The sequence below is a fragment of the Streptomyces sp. NPDC006551 genome (assembly GCF_040611675.1).
In the GTDB taxonomy this organism is placed as follows: domain Bacteria; phylum Actinomycetota; class Actinomycetes; order Streptomycetales; family Streptomycetaceae; genus Streptomyces.
This window is the reverse complement of record NZ_JBEXOT010000005.1, coordinates 208,993-230,918: the sequence shown is the minus strand read 5'-3', so window position 1 is coordinate 230,918 and position 21,926 is coordinate 208,993. Positions and strand designations below refer to the sequence as shown.

General features: G+C 70.7%; 24 protein-coding genes. 6 read left to right on the top strand and 18 right to left on the bottom strand.

Features of this window, described 5'->3' with window-relative positions; genetic code table 11:
- Positions 1-70 precede the first annotated feature (70 nt).
- From ftsH to dacB, 5 genes are all read right to left on the bottom strand, one after another.
- On the bottom strand, positions 71-2,113 hold the full coding sequence (ftsH, locus tag ABZY12_RS08555; RefSeq protein ID WP_356888522.1) for an ATP-dependent zinc metalloprotease FtsH: 2,043 nt from the start codon (positions 2,111-2,113) through the stop codon (positions 71-73).
- A gap of 149 nt (positions 2,114-2,262) precedes the next feature.
- Complete coding sequence (gene hpt, locus ABZY12_RS08550) at positions 2,263-2,802, bottom strand: hypoxanthine phosphoribosyltransferase (RefSeq protein WP_132917781.1); 540 nt, start codon at positions 2,800-2,802, stop codon at positions 2,263-2,265.
- A gap of 41 nt (positions 2,803-2,843) precedes the next feature.
- Positions 2,844-3,905, bottom strand: coding sequence for a tRNA lysidine(34) synthetase TilS (gene tilS, locus ABZY12_RS08545; RefSeq protein ID WP_356888521.1), 1,062 nt, complete (start codon positions 3,903-3,905; stop codon positions 2,844-2,846).
- A gap of 196 nt (positions 3,906-4,101) precedes the next feature.
- Positions 4,102-5,232, bottom strand: coding sequence for a zinc-dependent metalloprotease (locus ABZY12_RS08540; protein ID WP_356888520.1), 1,131 nt, complete (start codon positions 5,230-5,232; stop codon positions 4,102-4,104).
- 74 nt (positions 5,233-5,306) lie between these two features.
- A complete protein-coding gene (gene dacB, locus ABZY12_RS08535) occupies positions 5,307-6,731 on the bottom strand; it encodes a D-alanyl-D-alanine carboxypeptidase/D-alanyl-D-alanine-endopeptidase (RefSeq protein WP_356888519.1) in 1,425 nt (474 codons plus the stop codon).
- 102 nt (positions 6,732-6,833) lie between these two features.
- On the opposite strand from dacB, the gene ABZY12_RS08530 reads away from it, so the two are divergent.
- Together ABZY12_RS08530 and ABZY12_RS08525 are read left to right on the top strand one after the other, a co-directional pair.
- Positions 6,834-7,328, top strand: coding sequence for an inorganic diphosphatase (locus tag ABZY12_RS08530; RefSeq protein WP_019888410.1), 495 nt, complete (start codon positions 6,834-6,836; stop codon positions 7,326-7,328).
- A 101-nt stretch (positions 7,329-7,429) separates the two neighbouring features.
- On the top strand, positions 7,430-9,097 hold the full coding sequence (locus ABZY12_RS08525; RefSeq protein WP_356888518.1) for a threonine/serine exporter family protein: 1,668 nt from the start codon (positions 7,430-7,432) through the stop codon (positions 9,095-9,097).
- Positions 9,098-9,269: 172 nt separating this feature from the next.
- On the opposite strand, the gene ABZY12_RS08520 is transcribed toward ABZY12_RS08525, so the two are convergent.
- A complete protein-coding gene (locus tag ABZY12_RS08520) occupies positions 9,270-9,968 on the bottom strand; it encodes a VTT domain-containing protein (RefSeq protein WP_356888517.1) in 699 nt (232 codons plus the stop codon).
- A 183-nt stretch (positions 9,969-10,151) separates the two neighbouring features.
- Between ABZY12_RS08520 and ABZY12_RS08515 the strand changes: the two genes are divergently transcribed.
- Positions 10,152-11,564, top strand: a complete 1,413-nt coding sequence (locus ABZY12_RS08515; RefSeq protein WP_356888516.1) for a glutamate decarboxylase — start codon at positions 10,152-10,154, stop codon at positions 11,562-11,564.
- Between the two features lie 233 nt (positions 11,565-11,797).
- Here ABZY12_RS08515 and ABZY12_RS08510 read toward each other — a convergent pair whose 3' ends face one another.
- The 6 genes from ABZY12_RS08510 to ABZY12_RS08485 form a co-directional block, all read right to left on the bottom strand.
- Positions 11,798-12,562 carry an ABC transporter permease gene (locus ABZY12_RS08510; protein ID WP_356888514.1) on the bottom strand — a complete coding sequence of 255 codons (765 nt, stop codon included), beginning with the start codon at positions 12,560-12,562 and terminating at the stop codon, positions 11,798-11,800.
- Positions 12,559-13,509 (bottom strand): ATP-binding cassette domain-containing protein, encoded by a 951-nt coding sequence (locus tag ABZY12_RS08505; protein ID WP_356888512.1) that lies wholly within the window; start codon positions 13,507-13,509, stop codon positions 12,559-12,561. The genes ABZY12_RS08510 and ABZY12_RS08505 overlap by 4 nt, the downstream gene beginning before the upstream one ends.
- A gap of 120 nt (positions 13,510-13,629) precedes the next feature.
- Entirely contained in the window at positions 13,630-14,259 is a 630-nt protein-coding gene (locus ABZY12_RS08500) for a PadR family transcriptional regulator (RefSeq protein WP_356888510.1), read from the bottom strand.
- Between the two features lie 53 nt (positions 14,260-14,312).
- Positions 14,313-14,852 (bottom strand): DinB family protein, encoded by a 540-nt coding sequence (locus ABZY12_RS08495; protein WP_356888508.1) that lies wholly within the window; start codon positions 14,850-14,852, stop codon positions 14,313-14,315.
- A gap of 100 nt (positions 14,853-14,952) precedes the next feature.
- On the bottom strand, positions 14,953-16,410 hold the full coding sequence (locus ABZY12_RS08490) for an aldehyde dehydrogenase family protein (RefSeq protein WP_356888587.1): 1,458 nt from the start codon (positions 16,408-16,410) through the stop codon (positions 14,953-14,955).
- A gap of 82 nt (positions 16,411-16,492) precedes the next feature.
- Positions 16,493-17,365, bottom strand: coding sequence for a helix-turn-helix transcriptional regulator (locus tag ABZY12_RS08485; RefSeq protein WP_356888506.1), 873 nt, complete (start codon positions 17,363-17,365; stop codon positions 16,493-16,495).
- 321 nt (positions 17,366-17,686) lie between these two features.
- On the opposite strand from ABZY12_RS08485, the gene ABZY12_RS08480 reads away from it, so the two are divergent.
- Positions 17,687-18,184 (top strand): ATP-binding protein, encoded by a 498-nt coding sequence (locus tag ABZY12_RS08480; protein WP_356888504.1) that lies wholly within the window; start codon positions 17,687-17,689, stop codon positions 18,182-18,184.
- 69 nt (positions 18,185-18,253) lie between these two features.
- Here the strand turns inward: ABZY12_RS08480 and ABZY12_RS08475 are convergent, their stop codons facing one another.
- From ABZY12_RS08475 to rpmG, 5 genes are all read right to left on the bottom strand, one after another.
- Entirely contained in the window at positions 18,254-18,466 is a 213-nt protein-coding gene (locus tag ABZY12_RS08475) for a DUF397 domain-containing protein (RefSeq protein ID WP_041129870.1), read from the bottom strand.
- Positions 18,467-18,622: 156 nt separating this feature from the next.
- Complete coding sequence (gene rpsR / locus ABZY12_RS08470) at positions 18,623-18,862, bottom strand: 30S ribosomal protein S18 (protein ID WP_356888502.1); 240 nt, start codon at positions 18,860-18,862, stop codon at positions 18,623-18,625.
- Positions 18,863-18,865: 3 nt separating this feature from the next.
- On the bottom strand, positions 18,866-20,005 hold the full coding sequence (locus tag ABZY12_RS08465; protein WP_356888500.1) for a GTP-binding protein: 1,140 nt from the start codon (positions 20,003-20,005) through the stop codon (positions 18,866-18,868).
- Positions 20,005-20,271, bottom strand: coding sequence for a type B 50S ribosomal protein L31 (locus ABZY12_RS08460; protein WP_356888498.1), 267 nt, complete (start codon positions 20,269-20,271; stop codon positions 20,005-20,007). Before ABZY12_RS08460 ends, ABZY12_RS08465 begins: the two co-directional genes overlap by 1 nt.
- A gap of 8 nt (positions 20,272-20,279) precedes the next feature.
- Positions 20,280-20,444 (bottom strand): 50S ribosomal protein L33, encoded by a 165-nt coding sequence (gene rpmG / locus ABZY12_RS08455; RefSeq protein WP_356888496.1) that lies wholly within the window; start codon positions 20,442-20,444, stop codon positions 20,280-20,282.
- A gap of 63 nt (positions 20,445-20,507) precedes the next feature.
- On the opposite strand from rpmG, the gene rpmB reads away from it, so the two are divergent.
- Both rpmB and rpsN read left to right on the top strand, forming a co-directional pair.
- A complete protein-coding gene (gene rpmB, locus ABZY12_RS08450) occupies positions 20,508-20,744 on the top strand; it encodes a 50S ribosomal protein L28 (protein WP_356888494.1) in 237 nt (78 codons plus the stop codon).
- Complete coding sequence (gene rpsN, locus ABZY12_RS08445; protein WP_356888492.1) at positions 20,744-21,049, top strand: 30S ribosomal protein S14; 306 nt, start codon at positions 20,744-20,746, stop codon at positions 21,047-21,049. The genes rpmB and rpsN overlap by 1 nt, the downstream gene beginning before the upstream one ends.
- A gap of 283 nt (positions 21,050-21,332) precedes the next feature.
- Here rpsN and ABZY12_RS08440 read toward each other — a convergent pair whose 3' ends face one another.
- On the bottom strand, positions 21,333-21,869 hold the full coding sequence (locus tag ABZY12_RS08440) for a GNAT family N-acetyltransferase (protein ID WP_356888490.1): 537 nt from the start codon (positions 21,867-21,869) through the stop codon (positions 21,333-21,335).
- Positions 21,870-21,926 lie beyond the last annotated feature (57 nt).

The following is a 21,926-nucleotide window of genomic DNA, read 5'->3' as shown; positions in this document are numbered from 1 at the left end:
GCGCGAAAAAGTGCCGCGCCCCCACAGGCTAAAACCTGTGGGGGCGCGGCATTCATTCCGGGTGCGGAGGTCAGGGCTCCGGGGTCTCCTCCGGGGCCACCTCGATGCCGGTGGCCGGCGTCTTGGTGGTGTCCACCGACGGGCCGCCGTTCGTGCTGTTCACGCCGTTGGTCAGTGCCAGCTCCTTGGGGGAGAGCACCGGCGGGCGCGTCGAGGGCGTACGGCGGGAGGAGCCGGTCCACGCGGGGCGGGCCGGGCGCTTGACGATCGGGGCGAAGATCTCGGCGATCTCCTCCTTGCCCAGCGTCTCCTTCTCCAGGAGCTGCAGGACCAGGTTGTCGAGGACGTCACGGTTCTCGACGAGGATCTCCCACGCCTCGTTGTGCGCGGTCTCGATGAGCTTCTTGACCTCTTCGTCGACCAGCGCGGCGACCTCTTCGGAGTAGTCGCGCTGGTGCGCCATCTCCCGGCCGAGGAACGGTTCGGTGTTGTCGCCGCCGAACTTGATCGCGCCGAGCCGCTCGGTCATGCCGTACTGCGTGACCATCGCGCGTGCGGTGGCCGTGGCCTTCTCGATGTCGTTCGCCGCGCCCGTGGTCGGGTCGTGGAAGACGAGCTCCTCGGCCGCGCGCCCGCCCAGCATGTAGGCGAGCTGGTCGAGCATCTCGTTGCGCGTGGTCGAGTACTTGTCCTCTTCCGGGAGCACCATGGTGTAGCCCAGGGCCCGGCCGCGGGACAGGATGGTGATCTTGTGGACCGGGTCGGAGTTCGGCGAGGCCGCCGCGACCAGGGCGTGGCCGCCCTCGTGGTACGCGGTGATCTTCTTCTCCTTGTCCGACATGATCCGGGTCCGCTTCTGCGGGCCCGCGACCACACGGTCGATCGCCTCGTCCAGGGAGTGGTTGTCGATCAGCTTCTTGTCCGAGCGGGCGGTGAGGAGCGCCGCCTCGTTGAGGACGTTGGAGAGATCGGCACCGGTGAAACCGGGCGTACGACGGGCGACGGCGCTCAGGTCGACGTCCGGGGCGACCGGCTTGCCCTTCTGGTGGACCTTGAGGATCTCGAGGCGGCCCTGCATGTCCGGGCGGTCGACGGCGATCTGCCGGTCGAAGCGGCCGGGGCGCAGGAGCGCCGGGTCGAGGATGTCGGGCCGGTTGGTGGCGGCGATCAGGATGACGCCGCCCTTCACGTCGAAGCCGTCCATCTCGACGAGGAGCTGGTTGAGGGTCTGCTCGCGTTCGTCGTGGCCGCCGCCGAGGCCGGCGCCGCGGTGGCGTCCGACGGCGTCGATCTCGTCGACGAAGACGATCGCGGGGGCGTTCGCCTTGGCCTGCTCGAAGAGGTCGCGGACCCGGGAGGCGCCGACGCCGACGAACATCTCGACGAAGTCGGAGCCGGAGATCGAGTAGAACGGCACGCCGGCCTCGCCCGCGACGGCGCGTGCGAGGAGGGTCTTGCCGGTTCCGGGCGGGCCGTAGAGCAGCACGCCCTTGGGGATCTTGGCGCCGACGGCCTGGAACTTCGCCGGTTCCTGGAGGAACTCCTTGATCTCGTGGAGTTCCTCGACGGCCTCGTCGGACCCCGCCACGTCGGCGAAGGTCGTCTTCGGGGTGTCCTTGGTGATGAGCTTGGCCTTGGACTTCCCGAAGTTCATGACTCGGGAGCCGCCGCCCTGCATCTGGTTCATCAGGAACAGGAAGACGACGACGATGAGGACGAAGGGGAGCAGCGAGAGCAGCACGGACAGGAACGGGCTCTGCCGCTCCGGGGAGACCGTGTAGCCCTTGTCCAGTGCGCCGGAGGACGCCTGCTGCTGGAGTTCGGTGGTCAGGTTGGCGCCCTGGTCACCGATGTAGCTGGCCTGGATCTTGGTGCTGCCGCCGTACTTGTCCTTGTCGGCGCCCTTCTTGAGCTCGACCTTGATGACCTGCTCGTCGCCGGTCGTCAGCTTGACCTGGTCGGCCTGCTTGTCATTGATCGCCTGGACGACCCTGCTGGTGTCCACCGTCTTGTAGCCCTCGGACGAGCCGACGACCTGCATCAGCACGACCACGGCGAGGACGGCCAGCACGATCCACATGACCGGCCCACGGAAGTATCGCTTCACGTCCATCCATACGGAGCGAGAACGCTCCGTCCCTCCTGCCCGTAGGTAAATGCTGCTATGAGAAAAAGCTGTTCTTCGGACGGTACCCCAGCATTGTCACCCGCGACCGCCTTCCCTTCCTCCAACGGCGGGAAGGCGGTAAGGGTTCCCCTGGGTCAGCCTCCGTACACGTGCGGCGCGAGGGTGCCGACGAAGGGGAGGTTGCGGTACTTCTCGGCGTAGTCGAGGCCGTATCCGACGACGAACTCGTTCGGGATGTCGAATCCGATCCACTTCACGTCGATGGCGACCTTCGCGGCGTCCGGCTTCCGCAGCAGCGTGCAGACCTCCAGGGAGGCCGGCTCGCGCGAGCCGAGGTTGGAGAGCAGCCAGGACAGGGTCAGCCCGGAGTCGATGATGTCCTCGACGATCAGGACGTGCTTGCCCTTGATGTCGGTGTCGAGGTCCTTGAGGATCCGGACGACGCCGGAGGACTGGGTGCCGGCGCCGTAGGAGGAGACGGCCATCCAGTCCATGGTGACGGGGGTGGACAGCGCGCGCGCCAGGTCCGCCATCACCATCACGGCACCCTTGAGGACTCCGACGATGAGCAGGTCCTTGCCCGCGTACTCCGCGTCGATCTTCGCGGCCAGCTCGGCCAGCTTCGCGTCGATCTCTTCCTTGGTGATGAGCACCGACTTGAGGTCGGTGCCCATGTCCTTCTCGTTCACCCGGGTCACTTTCGTTGCAGCTTGCGTCAGCCTTGCCGAATGACCAGTCTGCCACCCTGGCGTCGCGCCTCGACGCGACCGGGCAGATTGATGGCTCCCTGGCCGCGCCAGCCGGTGATGAGCCGGTCGACTTCTTCGATGTGGCGGGCGAAGAGGGAGCCGGCGGGTGCGCCCTCGGCAATGACGGCGCGGCGCAGGACGCGGCGGCGGACGGCGGGTGGGAGCCCGAAGAGTTTGGCGCATTCGAGCCGGCCGGCTTCGTCGCGTACGGCGGCTTCCGCGTCGGCGGCCCAGGAGTCGAGGGCGTCGGCGTCGTCGCGGGAGAGCCGGGCCGTGCGGGCGAGGGCTTCGACGACGCCCTTGCCGAGGGCCTTCTCGAGGGCGGGCAGGCCCTCGTGGCGGAGGCGGGAGCGGGTGTAGGCCGGGTCGGCGTTGTGGGGGTCGTCCCAGACGGCGAGTTCCTGGGCGACGCAGGCCTTGCGGACGGTCTGCCGGTCGAGCTCCAGGAAGGGGCGGCGGTAGCGTCCGGCGGCGCCGGAGACGGCGGCCATGCCGGAGAGGGAGCGGATGCCGGAGCCGCGGGCGAGGCCGAGGAGGACGGTTTCCGCCTGGTCGTCGCGGGTGTGGCCGAGCAGGACGGCTGCGGCTCCGTGGCGTTCGGCGGCGGCGTCGAGGGCGGCGTAGCGGGCGTCGCGGGCGGCGGCCTCGGGTCCTCCTTCGCGGCCGACGGTGACGGTGACGGCTTCGACGGGGCCGAGGCCGAGGGCGGCCATGCGGCCGGCGACCTCGGTGGCGCGGAGGTCGGAGCCGTCCTGGAGGCCGTGGTCGACGGTGATGCCGCCGGCGCGGACGGCGAGTTTGCGGGATTCGAAGGCGAGCGCGGAGGCGAGCGCCATGGAGTCGGCGCCTCCGGAGCACGCCACGAGGACCAGCGGATCCGGTCGCTCGGGGGTGGTGGCCTGGGGCCGGCCGTTCCGGTCCGGCCGGTCGCCGGTGTGTTCGGCGCGGGTGTGGTGCTCGGTGAGAACGTCGTGGAGTACGCGGCGGACCGCCAGGCGTATCGCCGCGACCGCAGGATGGGGACCCATGTCCGGTGCCCTTCGTGAAGGAGTGGGGTGCCTCGGTCGGAGTCTTAACGGTCGGAAGAGGGGGTTCGGTCACTCAGAGTGCGTCGATGGTGACAGAACCTGGCCGTTACCCGAGCATTGCACGCCCCACCCCTTGCCTACGGTCCCTCGGATGGGTGATGGGGACCGTCTTCTCCTGTCGTACGTCGCACCTGTCTCACGAGTCTGCCTTACGGTGCACCCTCGCGACCCAGTCGGCCGGTGTGGCGATCTCCGCCTTGGTCGGGAGTGTGTTGGGTGAGGTCCACACGCGGTTGAAGCCGTCCATGCCGACCTGGTCGACGACGGCTCGTACGAAACGTTCTCCGTCGCGGTACTGGCGGAGCTTGGCGTCGAGGCCGAGGAGCTTGCGAAGGGCCAGGTCGAGGCGGGAGGCGCCGCGCGCCCGGCGCTGCTGGAACTTCTCGCGGATCTCGGCGACGGAGGGCACGACCTGGGGTCCGACGCCGTCCATGACGTAGTCGGCGTGGCCTTCGAGGAGGGACATCACGGCGGTGAGGCGGCCGAGGATCTCGCGCTGCTCGGGCGTCTGGACGAGTTCGACGAGGGAGGGCGAGGGTTCGCCCTCCTCGCCTTCGGGGCGGCCGCCGACCAGGGCCTGGGCGGCTTCGCGCAGGCGCTCGACGACGGTGGAGGGGTCGACCTCGGTGGCGCCGAGGAATGACTGGATCTCGCCCTTCAGGTGGTCGCGCAGCCAGGGCACGGCGGTGAACTGGGTGCGGTGGGTCTCTTCGTGGAGGCAGACCCAGAGCCGGAAGTCGTGAGGGGAGACGGCGAGTTCGCGTTCGACGTGGACGATGTTGGGGGCGACGAGCAGGAGGCGCCCGCCGCCGTCCTCCCCTGCGGGGAGGTCGCGGGTGGCGGGGGCGAAGGTCTCGTACTGGCCGAGGATGCGGGAGGCGAGGAAGGACAGCAGCATGCCGAGCTCGACGCCGGTGACCTTGCCGCCGACGGCGCCGAACACGGCGCCGCCCGGGGTGTTCGAGCGGCGTTCCCGCATCTTGTCGAGGAGGGGGGAGAGCAGTTCGCGGAAGCCGGCGACGTTGGCCCTGATCCAGCCGGCGCGGTCCACGACGAGGACGGGGGTGTCCCGTGGTTCGTGACCCTCGGGGATCATCCGGGTGAAGGCTCTGACGTGCTCTTCGGACGCCTTGGCGTGCCGGCGCAGCTCCGCGACGACTTCCCGGGCCTCGTCGCGGCTCACCTCCGGGCCCGGTTTCACCAGGCGGGTCGCGGTCGCGACCGCGAGATTCCAGTCGACCATCTCGGCACCACCGATGCTCGTCATGCGTCAACCGTACGTTCTCGGCGTCTGCTCGTCGCCGGTTCCGCGCGTACGGCTTGGGTGCGGGCCTGGGCCGGTCAGCGGCGGTCGGCACCGGTCGGCAGGGGGCCGCCGGGGGGTGCGAGGGCGGCGGAGAGCCGGTCGAGGGCGGGCTGCGCGGTGTACGGGGAGGGGGTCCGGCCGGCCAGGAAGGCGAAGGCGAGCAGTCGGCCGTCGGCGGTGACGACGGTTCCGGCGAGGGTGTTGACGCCGTTCAGGGTGCCGGTCTTGGCGCGGACGAGGCCGGCGCCGGTGGTGGCGGAGCCGGTGTCGAAGCGTCCTTCGAGGGTCCCGCTGAAGCCGCCGACGGGCAGTCCGGTGAGGACGGGCCGCAGGGCGGGACGGGCGGGGTCGGCCGCGCGGGTGAGAAGGCCGGTGAGGAGGGCGGCGGAGACGCGGTCGGCGCGGGAGAGTCCGCTGCCGTCGGCGAACCGCGCTCCGGCGAGCGGCAGGCCGAGCGCGGCGAGCTCCGCCCGTACGGCGCGCCCGGCGCCGTCGAAGCTCGCGGGCTGCTTGCGGGCGAGGGCGGTCTGGCGGGCGAGGGCTTCGGCGAGGTCGTTGTCGCTGTAGGTCAGGGTCCGCTCGACGAGGTCGGCGAGGGGTGCGGAGTACGTACGGGCGAGGGGGGCGGACTTGGGGGCGCGGCCGGGAGCGGGGGCGCCCTGGACGGTGATGCCGGCGCTGGTGAGGAGCTCGGCGAAGGCTGTGGCGGCGTCCTTGGCCGGGTCGTCGCTGCGCGGGGCGCGTCCGCTGCGGGACTTGTCCAGGCGGCCCGCGTCGAGCATGAGGGCGCTGACGGGGGCGATGTTCTCGTTGCGGCCGATGGGGTGCCGGACCGGGCCCTGGTAGAGGCTCGTGTCGTAGGTCACCCGTACGGCGGTGACGCCCCGGCCTTTGACGGCGCGGGCGGTGTGGGTGGCCAGGGTGCCCAGCCGGGCGCGGTCGAGGGTGGGGTCGCCGCCGCCGGTGAGGGTGACGGTACGGGCGTCGGGGGTGGCGGCTGCGGTGGTGGGGATGCGGTGGTCGGGGCCGAGTGCGGAGAGCGCGGCGACCGTGGTGGCGATCTTGATGGTGGAGGCCGGGGTCATGGGGGTCGTGGCGCCCTCGCCGTACAGCTGCCGGCCGGTGGCCGTGTCTACGACGGACGCGGTGCGCAGGGGGCCGAGGCCGGGGTCGGCGAGGAGCGGGACGAGACGGGGGGCGAGGTCACCCGGTCGGGTGGTGACGGGGGTGCCGAGGGGGCGGAGGACTCCGGCGGCGCTGGGGGCCGGAGCGGGGGGCGCGGGGGCGGGCGGTCCCGCGTGATGTGCGCCACCTGTGGGGGCCGTGGCGGCTGCCCGGGCCCGCTCGGCCTTACGCTGACCGTTGTCCCACGGGCCGGCGGCGGCCACCGCTCCGGCGGCCAGGGCCAGACCGAGTACCGCAGAGCACGCCGTGAGCTGCCATGTCCTCGGCTTCGGCACAGCTGACCAGCCCCTTTCGCGATCACACACAGGCGTGAGGGACACTTAATCACTGCGCGTTGCCGCAGGCATTCACATGTGTTGATTCAGGAGGAGCCACCCGTGGAGTTCGACGTCACCATCGAGATCCCGAAGGGGTCGCGGAACAAGTACGAGGTCGACCACGAGACCGGTCGCATCCGCCTGGACCGCCGCCTCTTCACCTCGACCAGCTACCCGGCCGACTACGGCTTCGTCGAGAACACCCTCGGCGAGGACGGCGACCCGCTGGACGCGCTGGTCATTCTGGACGAGCCGACCTTCCCCGGCTGTCTGATCAAGTGCCGCGCCATCGGCATGTTCCGTATGACGGACGAGGCCGGCGGCGACGACAAGCTGCTGTGCGTCCCGGCTTCCGACCCGCGCGTCGAGCACCTGCGCGACATCCACCACGTGTCGGAGTTCGACCGCCTGGAGATCCAGCACTTCTTCGAGGTCTACAAGGACCTGGAGCCGGGCAAGTCGGTCGAGGGCGCCAACTGGGTCGGCCGCGCCGAGGCCGAGGCCGAGATCGAGGCCTCCTACAAGCGCCTCGAGGCGCAGGGCGGCGCCCACTGAGTGGGGCCACGTCGACGACGTGACGGGCGGTGCACCTCTGGGTGCGCCGCCCGTCTCGCGTAACGCCGTATGCCCATGTCCATACTGGGCAGACGGGGCGAATGGGAACGAAGGCGGGAACAGTAGTGGCGGAGTCTGACGGCTCGGAGGACCGCAAGCCGCAGTCGGACGAGGCGCGCAGCGCCTTCACCCCGCCGGCCGGGGTCGAGCAGCCGGTGGTGCCGGAGGAGGAGCATCCGACCTCCGAGTTCGCCGTTCCCGACGGTCTCGCGACGGAGCCGCCGACCGAGCACGAGGGGTCGGCGTTCGCGCCGCCGTCCACGTACTCCGCGAAGCACTCGCCGCCGGCTTTCACTCCCGCGCACGGCATTCCGCTGGTGAAGCTGTCGAAGGACGCGCCCTGGCAGGACCGGATGCGGACCATGCTGCGGCTGCCTGTCGGGGACCGACCGGTGCCGGAAGCGCTGCGCAAGGAGGACGAGAGCGGTCCTCCGGTGGCGCGCGTACTCGACCTTGCCCTGCGTATCGGCGAGCTGCTGCTGGCCGGCGGTGAGGGCGCGGAGGACGTCGAGGCGGCGATGTTCGCGATCTGCCGCTCGTACGGTCTGGACCGCTGCGAGCCGACCGTGACGTTCACCCTGCTGTCGGTCACGTACCAGCCGTCGCTGGTGGACGATCCGGTCACGGCGAACCGGACGGTACGGCGGCGGGGCACCGACTACACCCGGCTGGCGGCGGTCTACCAGCTGCTCGCGGACATCAACGCGGAGGCGCACGAGGTCACGCCGGAGGAGGCGTACCGGCGGCTGGCGGAGATCCGTCGCAACCGGCATCCGTACCCCGGCTGGGTGCTGACGGCGGCGGCGGGTGTGCTGGCGGGCGCGGCGTCGGTGCTGCTCGGCGGCGGGGCGACGGTCTTCTTCGTGGCGGCGCTGGGCGCGGTGCTCGGTGACCGGCTGGCGTGGCTGTGCGCGGGGCGCGGGCTGCCGGAGTTCTACCAGTTCCTGGTGGCGGCGATGCCGCCGGCGGCGATGGGGGTGCTGCTGACGCTGCTGCACGCGGATCTGCGGCCGTCGGCGGTGATCACGGGTGGGCTGTTCGCGCTGATTCCGGGGCGGGCGCTCGTGGCGGCGGTCCAGGACGGTCTGACCGGCTTCTACATCACGGCTTCGGCCCGGCTCCTGGAGGTCGGGTACTTCTTCGTGGCGATCGTGGTGGGTGTGCTGTCGGTGCTGTACGTGGCCGTGCAGTTCGACGCCGAACTGAATCCTGAGGGTGTGCTGAATCCGGTCGAGCGGCCGGTGGTGCAGATCCTGGCGTCGATGGTGCTGTGCGCGACGTTCGCGATCCTGTTGCAGCAGTCGCGGCAGACCGTGCTGTTCGTGACGCTGAACGGCGGGGTGGCGTGGGTGATCTACGCGTCGATCGCGGTGACGGCGGACGCGTCGGCGGTGATGGCGACGGCGGTGGCGGCGGGTCTGGTGGGTCTGTTCGGGCAGCTGATCGCCCGCTACCAGCACACGTCGTCCCTGCCGTACGTGACGGCGGCGATCGGGCCGCTGCTGCCCGGTTCGGCGACCTACTTCGGAGTCCTGGCGATCGCCCAGAACAACCTGGACCAGGGCTTCACCTCCTTGGCGAAGGCTGCGGCCCTGGCCCTGGCGATCGCGATCGGGGTGAACCTGGGAGGCGAGCTGGCCCGCCTCTTCATGCAGGCTCCGGGCGCGGCGGCGGCCCGCCGCGCGGCCAAGCGGACCAGGGGCTTCTAGTTTTTTGGGGCTCGGTTCGCTTCCGGGGCGCCCACCAGCGGCGAGTGAGCCGAAGGGCGCGCGGCTGTCGAAAGGGAGGACGCGCGCAGGTCCCGAGGAACGAGGGACCGAGCACGGCCGACCGTCGACAGACGCATAAAGCGCCCGGAGGCGAACCGAGCCTCAAAAAAACTCAGCGCTTGGCGTGGCGGCCGCGCTCCGTGGGGGTGTCCTGGTCGGCGGGGGTGCCCTCGGTGTGGGCGGCGGCCTTCTTGGACTGGGAGCGGGCGCGGAGGTACTCGATCACGATCGGGACGACCGAGATCAGCACGATCAGGATGAGGATCGCCTCGATGTGCCGGTGCACGAAGTCGATCTTGCCGAGGGAGGCGCCGAGCAGGGTCACGCCCGCGCCCCACAGGATGCCGCCGATGATGTTGAAGGTGATGAACGAGCGGTAGTTCATCCGGCTCACACCGGCGATGATCGGCGTGAACGTGCGGACGATCGGTACGAACCGGGCGAGGATCAGCGACTTCGGGCCGTGCTTCTCGAAGAACTCGTGCGCCTTCTCCACGTTCTCCTGCTTGAAGAGCTTGGAGTCGGGGCGCTTGAAGAGGGCCGGGCCGACCTTGCGGCCGAACAGATAGCCGACCTGGTCGCCGATGATCGCGGCGAACACGATCAGGGTGCAGACGAGCCAGAGCGGGGTGTCCAGCTTGCCGGTGGTGACCAGCAGGCCGGTGGTGAAGAGCAGCGAGTCACCGGGCAGGAAGAACCCGATGAGCAGGCCGGACTCGGCGAAGACGATGACCAGGACACCGATCAGACCGAAGGTCTGGATCAAATAGTCCGGGTCCAGCCAGCTCGGTCCGAGGGCAAGCGTATTCACGGGTTCCGGGCTCCTGCGGTCGGTGGGGGCGGGGGGACGGCTGACCCAAAGTATCAACGCATTCTGACGGCTCTGGGTTCCACGGGCCTCTCCCGGGGCCCTCCGGGATGCGCGCGGGCGCCCTGGGACCGAGTCTGGGGGCCGGGTGGATCGCCCGTGACGCCCGCCCGGAAGGAGTCCCCCGTGCCGCTGCACCAGGTTCCCGCCGAGCCGGAGCCCGACCGGCGTCTGGCTCTCAACCCGATCTACGGCGAGGCCAACCCGGTCGGCGGTATGACCGAGGCACCGCCGCGTCACCGCCTGCCGGACGGGCCTCTGCCGCCCATGAGCGCCTACCAGCTGGTCCATGACGAGCTGATGCTCGACGGCAACTCCCGGCTCAACCTCGCCACCTTCGTCACCACCTGGATGGAGCCACAGGCCGGTGTGCTCATGGGCGAGTGCCGCGACAAGAACATGATCGACAAGGACGAGTACCCGCGCACCGCCGAGCTGGAGCGGCGGTGCGTCGCCATGCTCGCCGACCTCTGGAACGCGCCCGACGCCTCGGCCGCCGTCGGCTGCTCGACCACCGGCTCCAGTGAGGCCTGCATGCTCGCCGGGATGGCCCTCAAGCGCCGCTGGGCGCGGCGGAACGAGGACCGCTACCCGGCCGTCGCCCGCCCCAATCTGGTGATGGGGATCAACGTCCAGGTCTGCTGGGAGAAGTTCTGCGCCTTCTGGGAGGTCGAGCCACGGCTCGTGCCCATGGAGGGCGACCGCTTCCATCTGGACCCCGAGGCGGCCGCCGCGCTCTGCGACGAGAACACCATCGGCGTCGTCGCCGTGCTCGGCTCGACCTTCGACGGCTCCTACGAACCCGTCGCCGAGATCTGCGCCGCGCTCGACGGTCTCCAGGAGCGCACCGGCCTCGACATCCCCGTGCACGTGGACGGAGCCTCGGGTGCGATGGTCGCGCCTTTCCTGGACGAGAGCCTGGTGTGGGACTTCCGGCTGCCGCGTGTCTCCTCGATCAACACCTCCGGTCACAAGTACGGCCTGGTCTACCCGGGCGTCGGCTGGGCGCTGTGGCGCTCGCCCGCCGAACTCCCCGAGGAGCTGGTTTTCCGGGTCAACTACCTGGGCGGCGACATGCCCACCTTCGCCCTCAACTTCTCCCGGCCCGGGGCCCAGGTCGTCGCGCAGTACTACACCTTCCTGCGGCTGGGCAGGGAGGGCTACCGGGCGGTCCAGCAGGCCACCCGGGACGTCGCCAGGGGGCTGGCCGACCGGATCGAGGCGATGGGTGACTTCCGGCTTCTGACCCGGGGCGACCAGCTGCCCGTCTTCGCGTTCACCACCTCCCCGGCGATCACCGACTTCGACGTCTTCGACGTGTCCCGACGGCTGCGGGAGCGTGGCTGGCTCGTCCCTGCCTACACCTTCCCCGCCCACCGTGAGGACCTCTCCGTGCTGCGCGTGGTCTGCCGCAACGGCTTCTCGGCCGACCTCGCGGAGCTGTTCGTGGAGGATCTGAAGCGGCTCCTGCCCGAACTGCGCCGCCAGCCGCACCCTCTGAGCCACGACAAGGCGGCGGCGACCGCCTTCCACCACTGACGGCCCCCACGAACGGGGCGGTCAGGGATTCTCGTCCTCGCACCGACCACCACCGCCGTGTGCCGGCCGGGTTCGGTGGCCGGGCTGGGCAGGCGGCTCACCGACCAGCTGCGGCCCGCGTCCCTCGACACGGCGACGGCGGCCCGCCCCGAGACGGGATCGGTGCCCGAGACCCACCAGGAGCCGCCGGGCTCCGGCGCCGCGTCCGGCCTCGGGTTCCCACCTCGGCGCCGCTATGTGCTGAGCCGCCTGAACTTCGCCACCGCCAGCGGGAAGAAGGCCGCCAGCAGCACCAGCGGCCACACCACCGCCGCCATGACGTGCCCCGGTTCCCCTCCCGGGTTGCCGAACAGGTCCCGTACCGCCGTCGCCGTGGCGGACATGGGATTCCACTCCACGACCGTGCCCAGCCATCCGGGCATCGCCCCGGGAGAGGCGAAGGCGTTTGAGAGGAATCCGACCGGCCAGACCAGGATCTGCACGGCCTGCACGAGCTCCGCCCGGCCCGCCACGAGCGCCAGGAAGATGCCGATCCACAGCATCGCGAAGCGCAGCAGAAGCAGCAGCCCCACGGCCCCGAGGAAGGCGCCGAAGCCGCCCTGCGCACGCCAGCCGATGGCGTACCCGACACCGATCATCAGGATCAGGCCGGCGGCGGACTGGAGCATGTCGGCGACCGAACGGCCCACCAGGACCGCGCCGTCGGCCATCGGCATGGAGCGGAACCGGTCGATCACCCCCTTGTCGAGGTCCCGGGTGACGGCCGTCATCGTGCCTTCGAGGCCGAAGACCATCGTCAGCGTGAGCATGCCGGGCACGAGGAAGTCGACGTACTGCCCCTCGATGCCCCTGCCCCCGCCGACGAGATAGCCGAACATCAGCAGCATCATGATCGGAAAGACGAGTCCGACCACCACCTGGACCGGTTGCCTCGCCCAGTGGGCGAGTTCGCGGCGGGTCATGGTCCAGCAGTCGCTCATCGCGTACACGGCGCTCATGCCGCCACCTCCGTCGCGTGGTCGGTTGCGCCGGTCAGGTGCAGGAAGACCTCGTCCAGCGTCGGCCGTCGCAGGGCGATGTCCTCCGCCTCGATCCCGGCCGCCTCCAGGGCCCGTACGGTCTCCGCCAGCGCGGCCATCCGGTCCGTCACCGGCGCGCTGATCCGCCGCCGGTCGGTGTCGAGGGCCACGTCGGCCGCGGGAAGCAGCCGCGCCGCCTCGGCGAGCCGGCCCGCGTCCCGCAGGACGACGTCGATCCGGTCGCCGCCCACCTTCGCCTTCAGCTCGTCGGCCGTGCCGTCCGCGACGACCTGTCCCCGGTCCACGACCGAGATGCGGTCCGCGAGCTGGTCGGCCTCCTCCAGGTACTGCGTGGTCAGCAGGACGGTCGTCCCGCCGCCCACCAGGGAGCGGACCGACTCCCACACCTCGGCCCGGCCCCGTGGATCGAGGCCGGTCGTCGGCTCGTCGAGGAACAGCACGTCGGGCTCGGTGATGAGCGACGCCGCGAGGTCGAGCCGGCGCCGCATGCCGCCGCTGTACCGCTTGACGGGCTTGCGCCCCGTGTCCGTGAGCCCGAACCGCTCCAGGAGCTCGTCCGCGCGGGTCCCGGCGCGCCGGGCGCCGAGGTGGTGCAGCCGCCCGAACATCTCCAGGTTCTGCCGGCCGTCGAGCTCCTCGTCGACGGCGGCGTGCTGTCCGAGGAGCCCGATCCGCCGCCGCACCTGGGCGGCCTGCTCCCGGACGTCGAATCCGGCGACGCGCACCACCCCCTCGTCGTGCCGCAGCAGCGTGGCCAGGACCCGTACCGTCGTGGTCTTGCCGGCGCCGTTGGGGCCGAGCACCCCGTGCACCGTGCCGCTGCCGACGACCAGATCGAGGCCGTCGAGCGCCTGCTTGTCGCCGTACCGTTTCCGTGCGCCCTCGACGACGATCGCGTCAGTCATCCGCCCGTCCCCTCCACCCGTATCCACTCATTTCCACCCACATCCGCCCGCACCAGCCAGTAGTCAAACTTGACTACACGAGCGAAGCTATGCCCATGCCCGCCACTTAGTCAAACTTGATTAGTCGGAGTTCCCCGTCGCGAACGGGTTCTCCCGGCCCTCCGCGAGGACCCCCACGAAGGGCTCGCCGCCCTCGCCGGCGAAGGAGTACGCCCCCGCCTCGATCCGCTCGATCAGACCGAGCGTCCACTCCTTGCCCGCGTCGGCGGAGTGCACCCAGAGGTGCATGATCTCGCCGATGTGCCCGAGCTGCTGCGGCCCGCCCTCCGGCGTGTAGTACTCGGTGACGGCCGTACGCCACTCGTCGAGCGCCCGCACCCGCTCGCGCAGCAGCTCCACCACCTCGGCCCGCGGCAGATCGAGGATGAAGCCGATACCGGCCGACAGGACGTCCATCTTCTGGTCGTAAGTGGTCAGCGCCTCACGCAGCAGCGCGAAGTACTCCTCCGTGCCCTTGTCCGTCACCTCGTACTCGGTGCGCGGCGGTCCGCCGGCCGTGCTCGGCGCGGTCTCGTACGCGCGCAGCAGGCCCTGCTTGGCCATCTGCTTGAGCGCGTGGTAGATGGAGCCGGGCTTGGCGTTGGACCACTCGTGCGCGCCCCAGAACTCCAGGTCGTTGCGGACCTGGTAGCCGTGGGCGCGGCCGTGCTGACGCACCGCGCCCAGGACGAGGAGCCGGATCGCCGACATCCCCACCACCCCTCTCATCAATTTTGACTAGGGTACGGGGGACGTCCTGAGGGTCACCCCTCCTGCTCCCGCTTGATCAGCGAGAACGAGTCCTGGCCGTCCAGGGACTCCCGGATGATGTCCGCGTGCCCGGCGTGCCGCCCCATCTCCTGGACGAGATGGAGGAGCATCCACCGCACCGACACCCGCCCGTCCTTCGGGAACCACGGCGCCTCCGGCAGCGGGAAGGTGTCGTCCAGGCTCGGGACCTGGCGGACGAACTCCTCGGTCTCCTTCTTCACCCCGTTCCAGAAGTCCAGCATCTGCGGGATCGTCTCGCCGTCCACCAGCCGGAAGCCCTCGCTCCAGGTCTCCTGGGAGCGCCGCCGATCGTTCGGCCGCTGCTGCGCCAGGCGCAGCCAGTTCAGCTCGACCTCCGCGACGTGCTTGATCACGCCGGAGAGGCTGAGTTCACTGGCGCTGGGGCGACTCGCCGCCTGCTCCTCGGTGAGACCGAGGGACGCGCGGCGGATCGCGGCCCGCTGCGCCTCGACGAAGTTGAGGAACGCCTCGCGCTCGTCGCCGGGGGTCTCCGCGGGAACAAGAGCAACCATGGTGTCCGCCTTCCGTACGTGAACGACCGGTGGGTGCCGGGAGGGCGCGCCGCCTTCCCGACACCCACCAAGCTACGCACCCTTGCGGACAGCCATGGTCCTAAAAGGGGAAGTGGCTCCGCCCGTGCTGGATCGAGATCCACTTCTGGGTGGTGAAGGCGTCGATCATCGCGTCGCCGTTCAGCCGGCCGATGCCGGAGTGCTTCTCGCCGCCGAACGGCACGATCGGCTCGTCGTGCACCGTGCCGTCGTTGATGTGGATCATGCCGGTGTGGATGCGCTTGGCGACCCGTACGCCGCGCTCGAGGTCACCGGTGTGGACGGCGCCGCTCAGCCCGTACGGGGTGTCGTTGGCGATCCGTACCGCCTCCTCCTCGCCGTCGAAGGGGACGATCAGCGCGACCGGGCCGAAGATCTCCTGGCCCAGAACGGGCGCGTCGGCCGCGATGCCGGTCAGGACGGTCGGGGAGACGACGTTGCCGTCCGCCGTGCCGTGCAGCAGGGCCGTCGCCCCGCCCTCGACCGTCTGCTCGACGAGCGCGGAGATCGCCTCCGCCTGCTGGGAGTTGATCAGCGGGCCGATGTGGGTGGCCGGGTCGGCGGGGTCGCCGACGCGCAGGGTCTTGACCTTCGCCACGAACTTCTCGGTGAACTCCGCCTCCAGGGTGCGGTCCACCAGGATCCGGTTGGCGGCCATGCAGACCTGGCCCTGGTGCACGAAGCGGCTGAAGACGGCCGCGTCGACGGCGTAGTCGACGTCGGCGTCGTCCAGGACGATCAGGGCGCTGTTGCCGCCCAGTTCGAGGACGGCGTGCTTGAAGTTCTGGGCGCAGACGGTGGCGACATGGCGGCCGACCTTGTCGGAGCCGGTGAAGGAGATGACCTTCGGGATCGGGTGGGTCAGCAGCGCGTCGCCGATCTCGGCGATGTCGGTGACGACGACGTTCAGCAGACCGGCGGGCAGGCCTGCCTCCTCCAGGACCTTGGCTACCAGCGTGCCGCCGCAGATCGGCGTGTTCTGGTGCGGCTTGAGGACCACGGCGTTGCCCAGCGCGAGCGCGGGCGCCACCGACTTGATCGACAGCAGGAAGGGGAAGTTGAAGGGTGAGATGACACCGACGACACCGACCGGGAGGCGGTAGACGCGGTTCTCCTTGCCGTCCACGGGCGAGGGCAGGATCCGGCCCTCGGGACGCAGCGCCAGCTGGATCGCCTCGCGCAGGAACTCCTTGGCGAGGTGCAGCTCGAAGGCCGCCTTCAGGCGGGTGCCGCCGAGCTCGGCGACGATGGCGTCGCCGATCTCCCGCTCGCGCTCCTCGACGATCCGCAGCGCGCGCTCGAAGACGAGCCGGCGGGTGTACGGGTTGGTCTCGGCCCAGGCGGCCTGAGCGCGCTCGGCGGAGCGGTAGGCGCGGTCGACCTCGTCGGCGGTGGCGACGGTGATCGAGGCGAGCTTCTCCCCGGTGTACGGGTTGAAGTCGATGATGTCCCACGACCCGCTGCCGGGCTTCCACTCGCCGTCTATGTACTGGTGAGCCAGGTCGGTGAAGTAGGCCATGGACATTGGGCGAGACCCCTTAACCCGCGGTGGCGGACGTCGGTACGGACGTGAACTGATGTGACGTCATCGTACTGACGAGTCAGGAGAGTTGAAGGAGTCCTCGAAGAAGGTCCCGACTTTCGGCCGGATCGGGACTGTCCTTCTGCAGCCGCTCCATCACGCGCGCGTACTGGCCGACCTCCTCGCGCTTGTCGAGGTAGAGGGCGCTGGTGAGCTGCTCCAGATAGACGATGTCGGAGAGGTCCGACTCGGGGAAGCTCAGCATGGTGAACGAGCCGCTCTCACCGGCATGGCCGCCGAAGCTGAAGGGCATGACCTGGAGCGTGACGCCGGGGTGCTCGGAGATCTCGATGAGATGCCTCAACTGGCCGCGCATCACGGCCCGGTCGCCGTAGGGCCGGCGCAGCGCGGCCTCGTCGAGGACGGCGTGGAAGTGGGGCGCGCGCTCGGAGACCAGGATCTTCTGGCGCTCCAGGCGCAGCGCGACACGGCGCTCGATGTCGGCGCGCGGGGCGTCGGGCATGCCGCGGCTGACGACGGCGTGTGCGTACGCCTCGGTCTGCAACAGGCCGTGCACGAACTGGACTTCGTAGACCCGGATGAGGGAGGCGGAGCTCTCCAGGCCGATGTACGTCTGGAACCAGCCGGGCAGTACGTCGCCGAAGCTGTGCCACCATCCCGCCACGTTGGCCTCGCGGGCGAGCCCGAGGAGCGAGCCGCGCTCCATGTCGTCGCTGACGCCGTAGAGCGTGAGCAGATCCTCGACGTCTCTGGCCTTGAAGCTCACCCTGCCCAACTCCATACGACTGATCTTGGATTCGGACGCGCGGATCGAGTAACCGGCCGCCTCGCGGGTGATGCCGCGCGACTCGCGCAGTCGCCTCAGCTGCGAGCCGAGCAGGATGCGTCGCACCACGCTCCCGCTCGCCCCGCTCGATTCGCCTGCGGTCACGGCTCCAGCCTTCCCTTCGGGGGTCTCGGGCCCCGGATTCTGCCACTAAACGCTTCAGCGCGTACACATCCGATTACTCAAAGACGGCGACTTCAGGGCGGGTTGGCGATCGAGGCGAAAGGAGTCGGCAGAAGATTTCCACAGAATCGGCGCGGGGAAGGACAGGTCCGGCGCGTGCACGTGCATCTGCCCTTGCATCCGGGGGTCGCATTCGGAACCATGGACGCGCAGCCGCGTACCACCTCGTGTCGTCGCACCACCTGTAGCACCACGCCGTCGCACCACAGCCGCGATTCGCCGCGATTTCCGGGAGTGCCTCGCATGGGGACGAATGGATCGACCATGCTCGAGCCGTTACGGCAGGGGCTTCCGCCGATCGATCCCGCGGCCGTCTCCACCTCGGCCTCCTGCTCGCTGCCACCGCGTTACGACGCGGTGCGCGGCGCACGGAAGTTCACCCGCACCACGCTCGCCCAGTGGGAGCTCACCGACCGCTTCGACGATGTGGCCCTGGTCGTCTCCGAACTCGTCACCAACGCCCTGCGCCACGCGCTGCCGGCGGACGCGCCCCAGGAGGAAGGCCAGAATCCGCCGGTGCGGCTGCATCTGATGCGCTGGACCTCGCGGCTGGTGTGCGCCGTGCGCGACCCGAGCCACAAGAGCCCGGAGGCGCGCGGGAGCGACGACGACTGCGCGGCGGAGGGGGGACGGGGACTGTTCCTCGTCGACTCCTTCAGCGACGGCTGGGGATGGCACCCGCTGGCCGGGACGCTCCAGGGCAAGGTGGTCTGGGCGCTGTTCCGGCTCGGGCCGGAGTAGCTCGTACCCGAACGGAAGAGGGCCCCGGCGGACGCCGGGGCCCTCTCGCGTGCGCGGATCGCCCGGGACTCACACCAGGTGGTCGAACTCCCCGTCCTTGACCCCCAGCAGCAGCGCCTCTATCTCGGCGGGCGTGTAGACGAGCGCCGGCCCCTCGGGGTGACGGGAGTTGCGCACCGCCACGTCGCCGCCGGGCAGTTTGGCGAACTCCACGCAGGAGCCCTGGGAGTTGCTGTGCCGGCTCTTCTGCCACACGACACCACGCAGCTCCGTGGCCGCCATGCCGTTGTACGCACGATGCGCGTGGTGCACTGGTAGCTCCCCGAGATGCTTGGTGCAGTGGTCAACTTCCTCGGATCATAGCCGTGTTCACGTTATCAATGCATGAGCAGATGCACGTGCACGCGGGGTGCTGTATCGACTACGCGACGCTCCGTGCTAGCGGGCTACCGACGAGTAGGGCAAGAGTGCCATCTCCCGCGCGTTCTTGACGGCCCGCGCGATCTGCCGCTGCTGCCGCGCGCTCACACGCGTCACCCTGCGGCTGCGGATCTTGCCCCGGTCGGAGATGAACTTCCGCAGCAGATCGGTGTCCTTGTAGTCGATGTACGTGATGCCGTCCCGGTCCAGCGGGTTGGGGCGCGGCTTCGTGGGCTTGCGGGGGGACTTGGGGGGCACGGGTCAGACCTCCAGGAGGGAGTCGAAGGCGGGCGGGAGCCGCTTCCAGGCGTCGCGCCCGGCGGCGTACTCGGCGTCGGTGAGCAGGCAGGAGTCGAGGACCTCGGCGAGGCCGTCCCGGTCCAGGCCGGGCGAGGTGAAGACCAGGTGCTGGCAGCGGTCGCCGTGCTCGGGGTCCCAGTCGAGGGCGGCGGCGGCCCGGCGCACCGGCGGCACCATCTCCCAGGCGGCGTCGGGCAGCGAGGCCAGCCACGGCCCGGCGCTCTCGACGCACAGGGCGCCACCGGCCGCGTCCCAGGCGAGCAGCGTGTCGGGCTTGTCGGCCAGCCAGAACCGCCCCCGGCTGCGGGCCGCGGCGCAGGTCAGGTCCTCGAGAGCGGCATAGAGGCGCTCGGGGTGGAAGGGCCGGCGGTGGTGCCAGACATAGGTGGCGACACCGCTCGCGTCCGCCTCCTGCGGGAGCAGGGCGCACGCCGGATGCTGGGCGGCCGCGGCGGCCTCGACGTCGAAACCGGCGAGCGCGACGGTGGCCAGTTCCGTACCGCCGTCGATGGGCACGTGCCGCGCCGTGGGGTGGAGCTGGGCGAGGAGGGCCCGGTCCTCGTCGTCCGCGTCGGGGTTGTCGAGGAGGGCGAGAACGGGGGCGTACTCCAGCTGGCGCGCCCAGGTGTCGGCGATGGTCCGCTGGTCCGTGGCGGCGGCCGCGAGCCCGGCGTCGGCGAGGTCGTCGCCGTTGCCGAGGTAGGGCAGGACGAGAGCCGGGTCGACGGCGGTGATCACGGCGCCGATCCGGAGCCCGGCGGCGGCGACGACCTCGGCCATCGCCTTGGGCTCGACCGAGTCCCAGAGCTCGACGACGGCGAGGCGGGTCAGTCCGCTGCCCGCGAGCCGCTCCAGCTCGGGGACGAGGTCCTCGCGCAGGGCGCAGCAGGCGCAGTCGTTGACGAGCGGGGTGTCGTCGGTCGACAGGACGCCGGTGGCGTCGCGGACGGTACGGGCGACCGTCCCGGTCGCCGGGGCCGTCGCGAGGTCGTGGTGGAGGGCGACGCTGCCGGGGACGGTGGCGAGGAGCCGGTCGACGGCGGCGCGGCGGGCGTCGGAGTGCAGACCTCCGACGAGGGCGACGGAGAGGCCGGGTGACATCAGCGCGCCTCGCGCCGATCGTCCTTGCGGCCGTAACGGCGCTCGAAGCGCTCCACCCGGCCGGCGGTGTCGAGCACGCGCGCGGTGCCGGTGTAGAAGGGGTGGCTCGCCGAGGAGATCTCGACGTCGACGACGGGGTACGTGTGGCCGTCCTCCCACTCCACCGTCTTGTCGCTGGCGAGCGTGGAACGGGTGAGGAAGGCGAAGTCGGCGGCCTTGTCGCGGAAGACGACGGGGCTGTACCGGGGGTGGATGCCGTGCTGCATGGGGGTGCTCAGCGCTCCTCTCGGAAGTCGACGTGACGGCCGGCGACCGGGTCGAACTTGCGCAGGGTGAGGCGGTCGGGGTCGTTACGGCGGTTCTTGCGGGTGACGTAGGTGTAGCCGGTGCCGGCGGTGGACCGGAGCTTGACGATCGGGCGGAGTTCGTTGCGGGCCATGGCGTGTAGAGTAAATGAACATGGTTCCCATTACCAATAATCGCTCGGAGAGGTAGGTCACCCTTGTCCGCCCACTGCCAGCTGACCGGCGCCCAGCCGGGATTCGGCAACCGCATCTCGCACTCCCACCGCCGTACGTCACGGCGCTTCGACCCCAACATCCAGCGCAGGCGCTACTGGCTGCCCAGCGAGAGCCGGCACGTCCGGCTGACGCTCAGCGCCCGCGCGATCAAGACCGTCGACACGATCGGGATCGAGGCCGCCGTGGCCCGGATCCGCGCGCGGGGAGTGAAGGTCTGATGGCGAAGAAGAGCAAGATCGCGCGCAATGAGCGGCGGAAGGCGGTCGTGGAGCGCTACGCCGAGCGGCGGGCCGAACTGAAGGAGATCATCCGACGCCCCTCCACCCCGGAGGCCGAACGGGACGCGGCGCTGCGGGAGTTGCGGAGCCAGCCCCGGGACGCGAGTGCGACGCGGGTACGCAACCGGGACGCCGTGGACGGCAGGCCGCGCGGGCATCTGCGGAAGTTCGGCATCTCGCGGGTACGACTGCGGGAGCAGGCGCACGCCGGGTTTCTGCCGGGGGTGCGCAAGGCGTCGTGGTGACGGAGTGGCGGGAGATCGGGTGACCGGGTCCGGGGGACGGGGTGACCGGGTCCGGGTGACCGGGTCCGGGTGACCGGGTGCCTGAGTGACCGGGTGCCTGGGTGACCGCGGGTGCCTGGGTGACCGCGGGTGCCGCCGAGCCGGGGCGTGCGCGGCGCGGACCTCACCGCCCCCGTCGTCGCCGTCGGAGGGGCGCAGGCCCTCCGGTGCACCCCCGGGGGCCGCCGGAGGGGCGCAGGCCTCCGGCGCACGCGGGGCCGCCGGCCGCCGAGCCGGGGTCCGCTCAGCCCCGCTGGGCGAGCGAGGCCCTGTCCGTGGCGGCCGCGCGGCGGGTCAGCACGCGCGTCGTGCCGCCGTCGTCCTCGCTGATGTCCCGGACGTGCTCGAAGCCGATCCTGTCCAGCAGGGTCAGCGAGGCGCTGTTCGGTGCGGCCACGGTGGCGTGCACCTCGGTCAGCCCGAGGGTGCCGAAGCCGTAGGCCACGACCGCCTGGGCCAGCTCCGTCCCCAGACCCGACCCCCACGCCGCCGGCGCCAGCGCGTAGATGATCTCGTGGCCCCCGGCCTCCTCGGTCGGCTTGATCTCGGCGTGCCCGATCAGCAGACCGTCTCTGCGAACCGCCCAGACGTCGAACAGGCTGTGGGCGTAGACCGTCGTGAAGATCCGCCCGAACAGGGCCCGGTCCTCCTCCTCGGAAGCGGGACCGTCCCCCATCCACTGCGACACCCTCGCGTCCTGGAACAGAGCCACGAAGTCCTCTTCGTCCTCGGGGGTATAGGGGTCGAGGAGCAGGCGCGCGGTGCGCAGAGTCGGGGTCATGGGCGGCGACGTTACCGAGCCGACCTCACGCCCGGCGAACCACTTTTCACAGGGCGG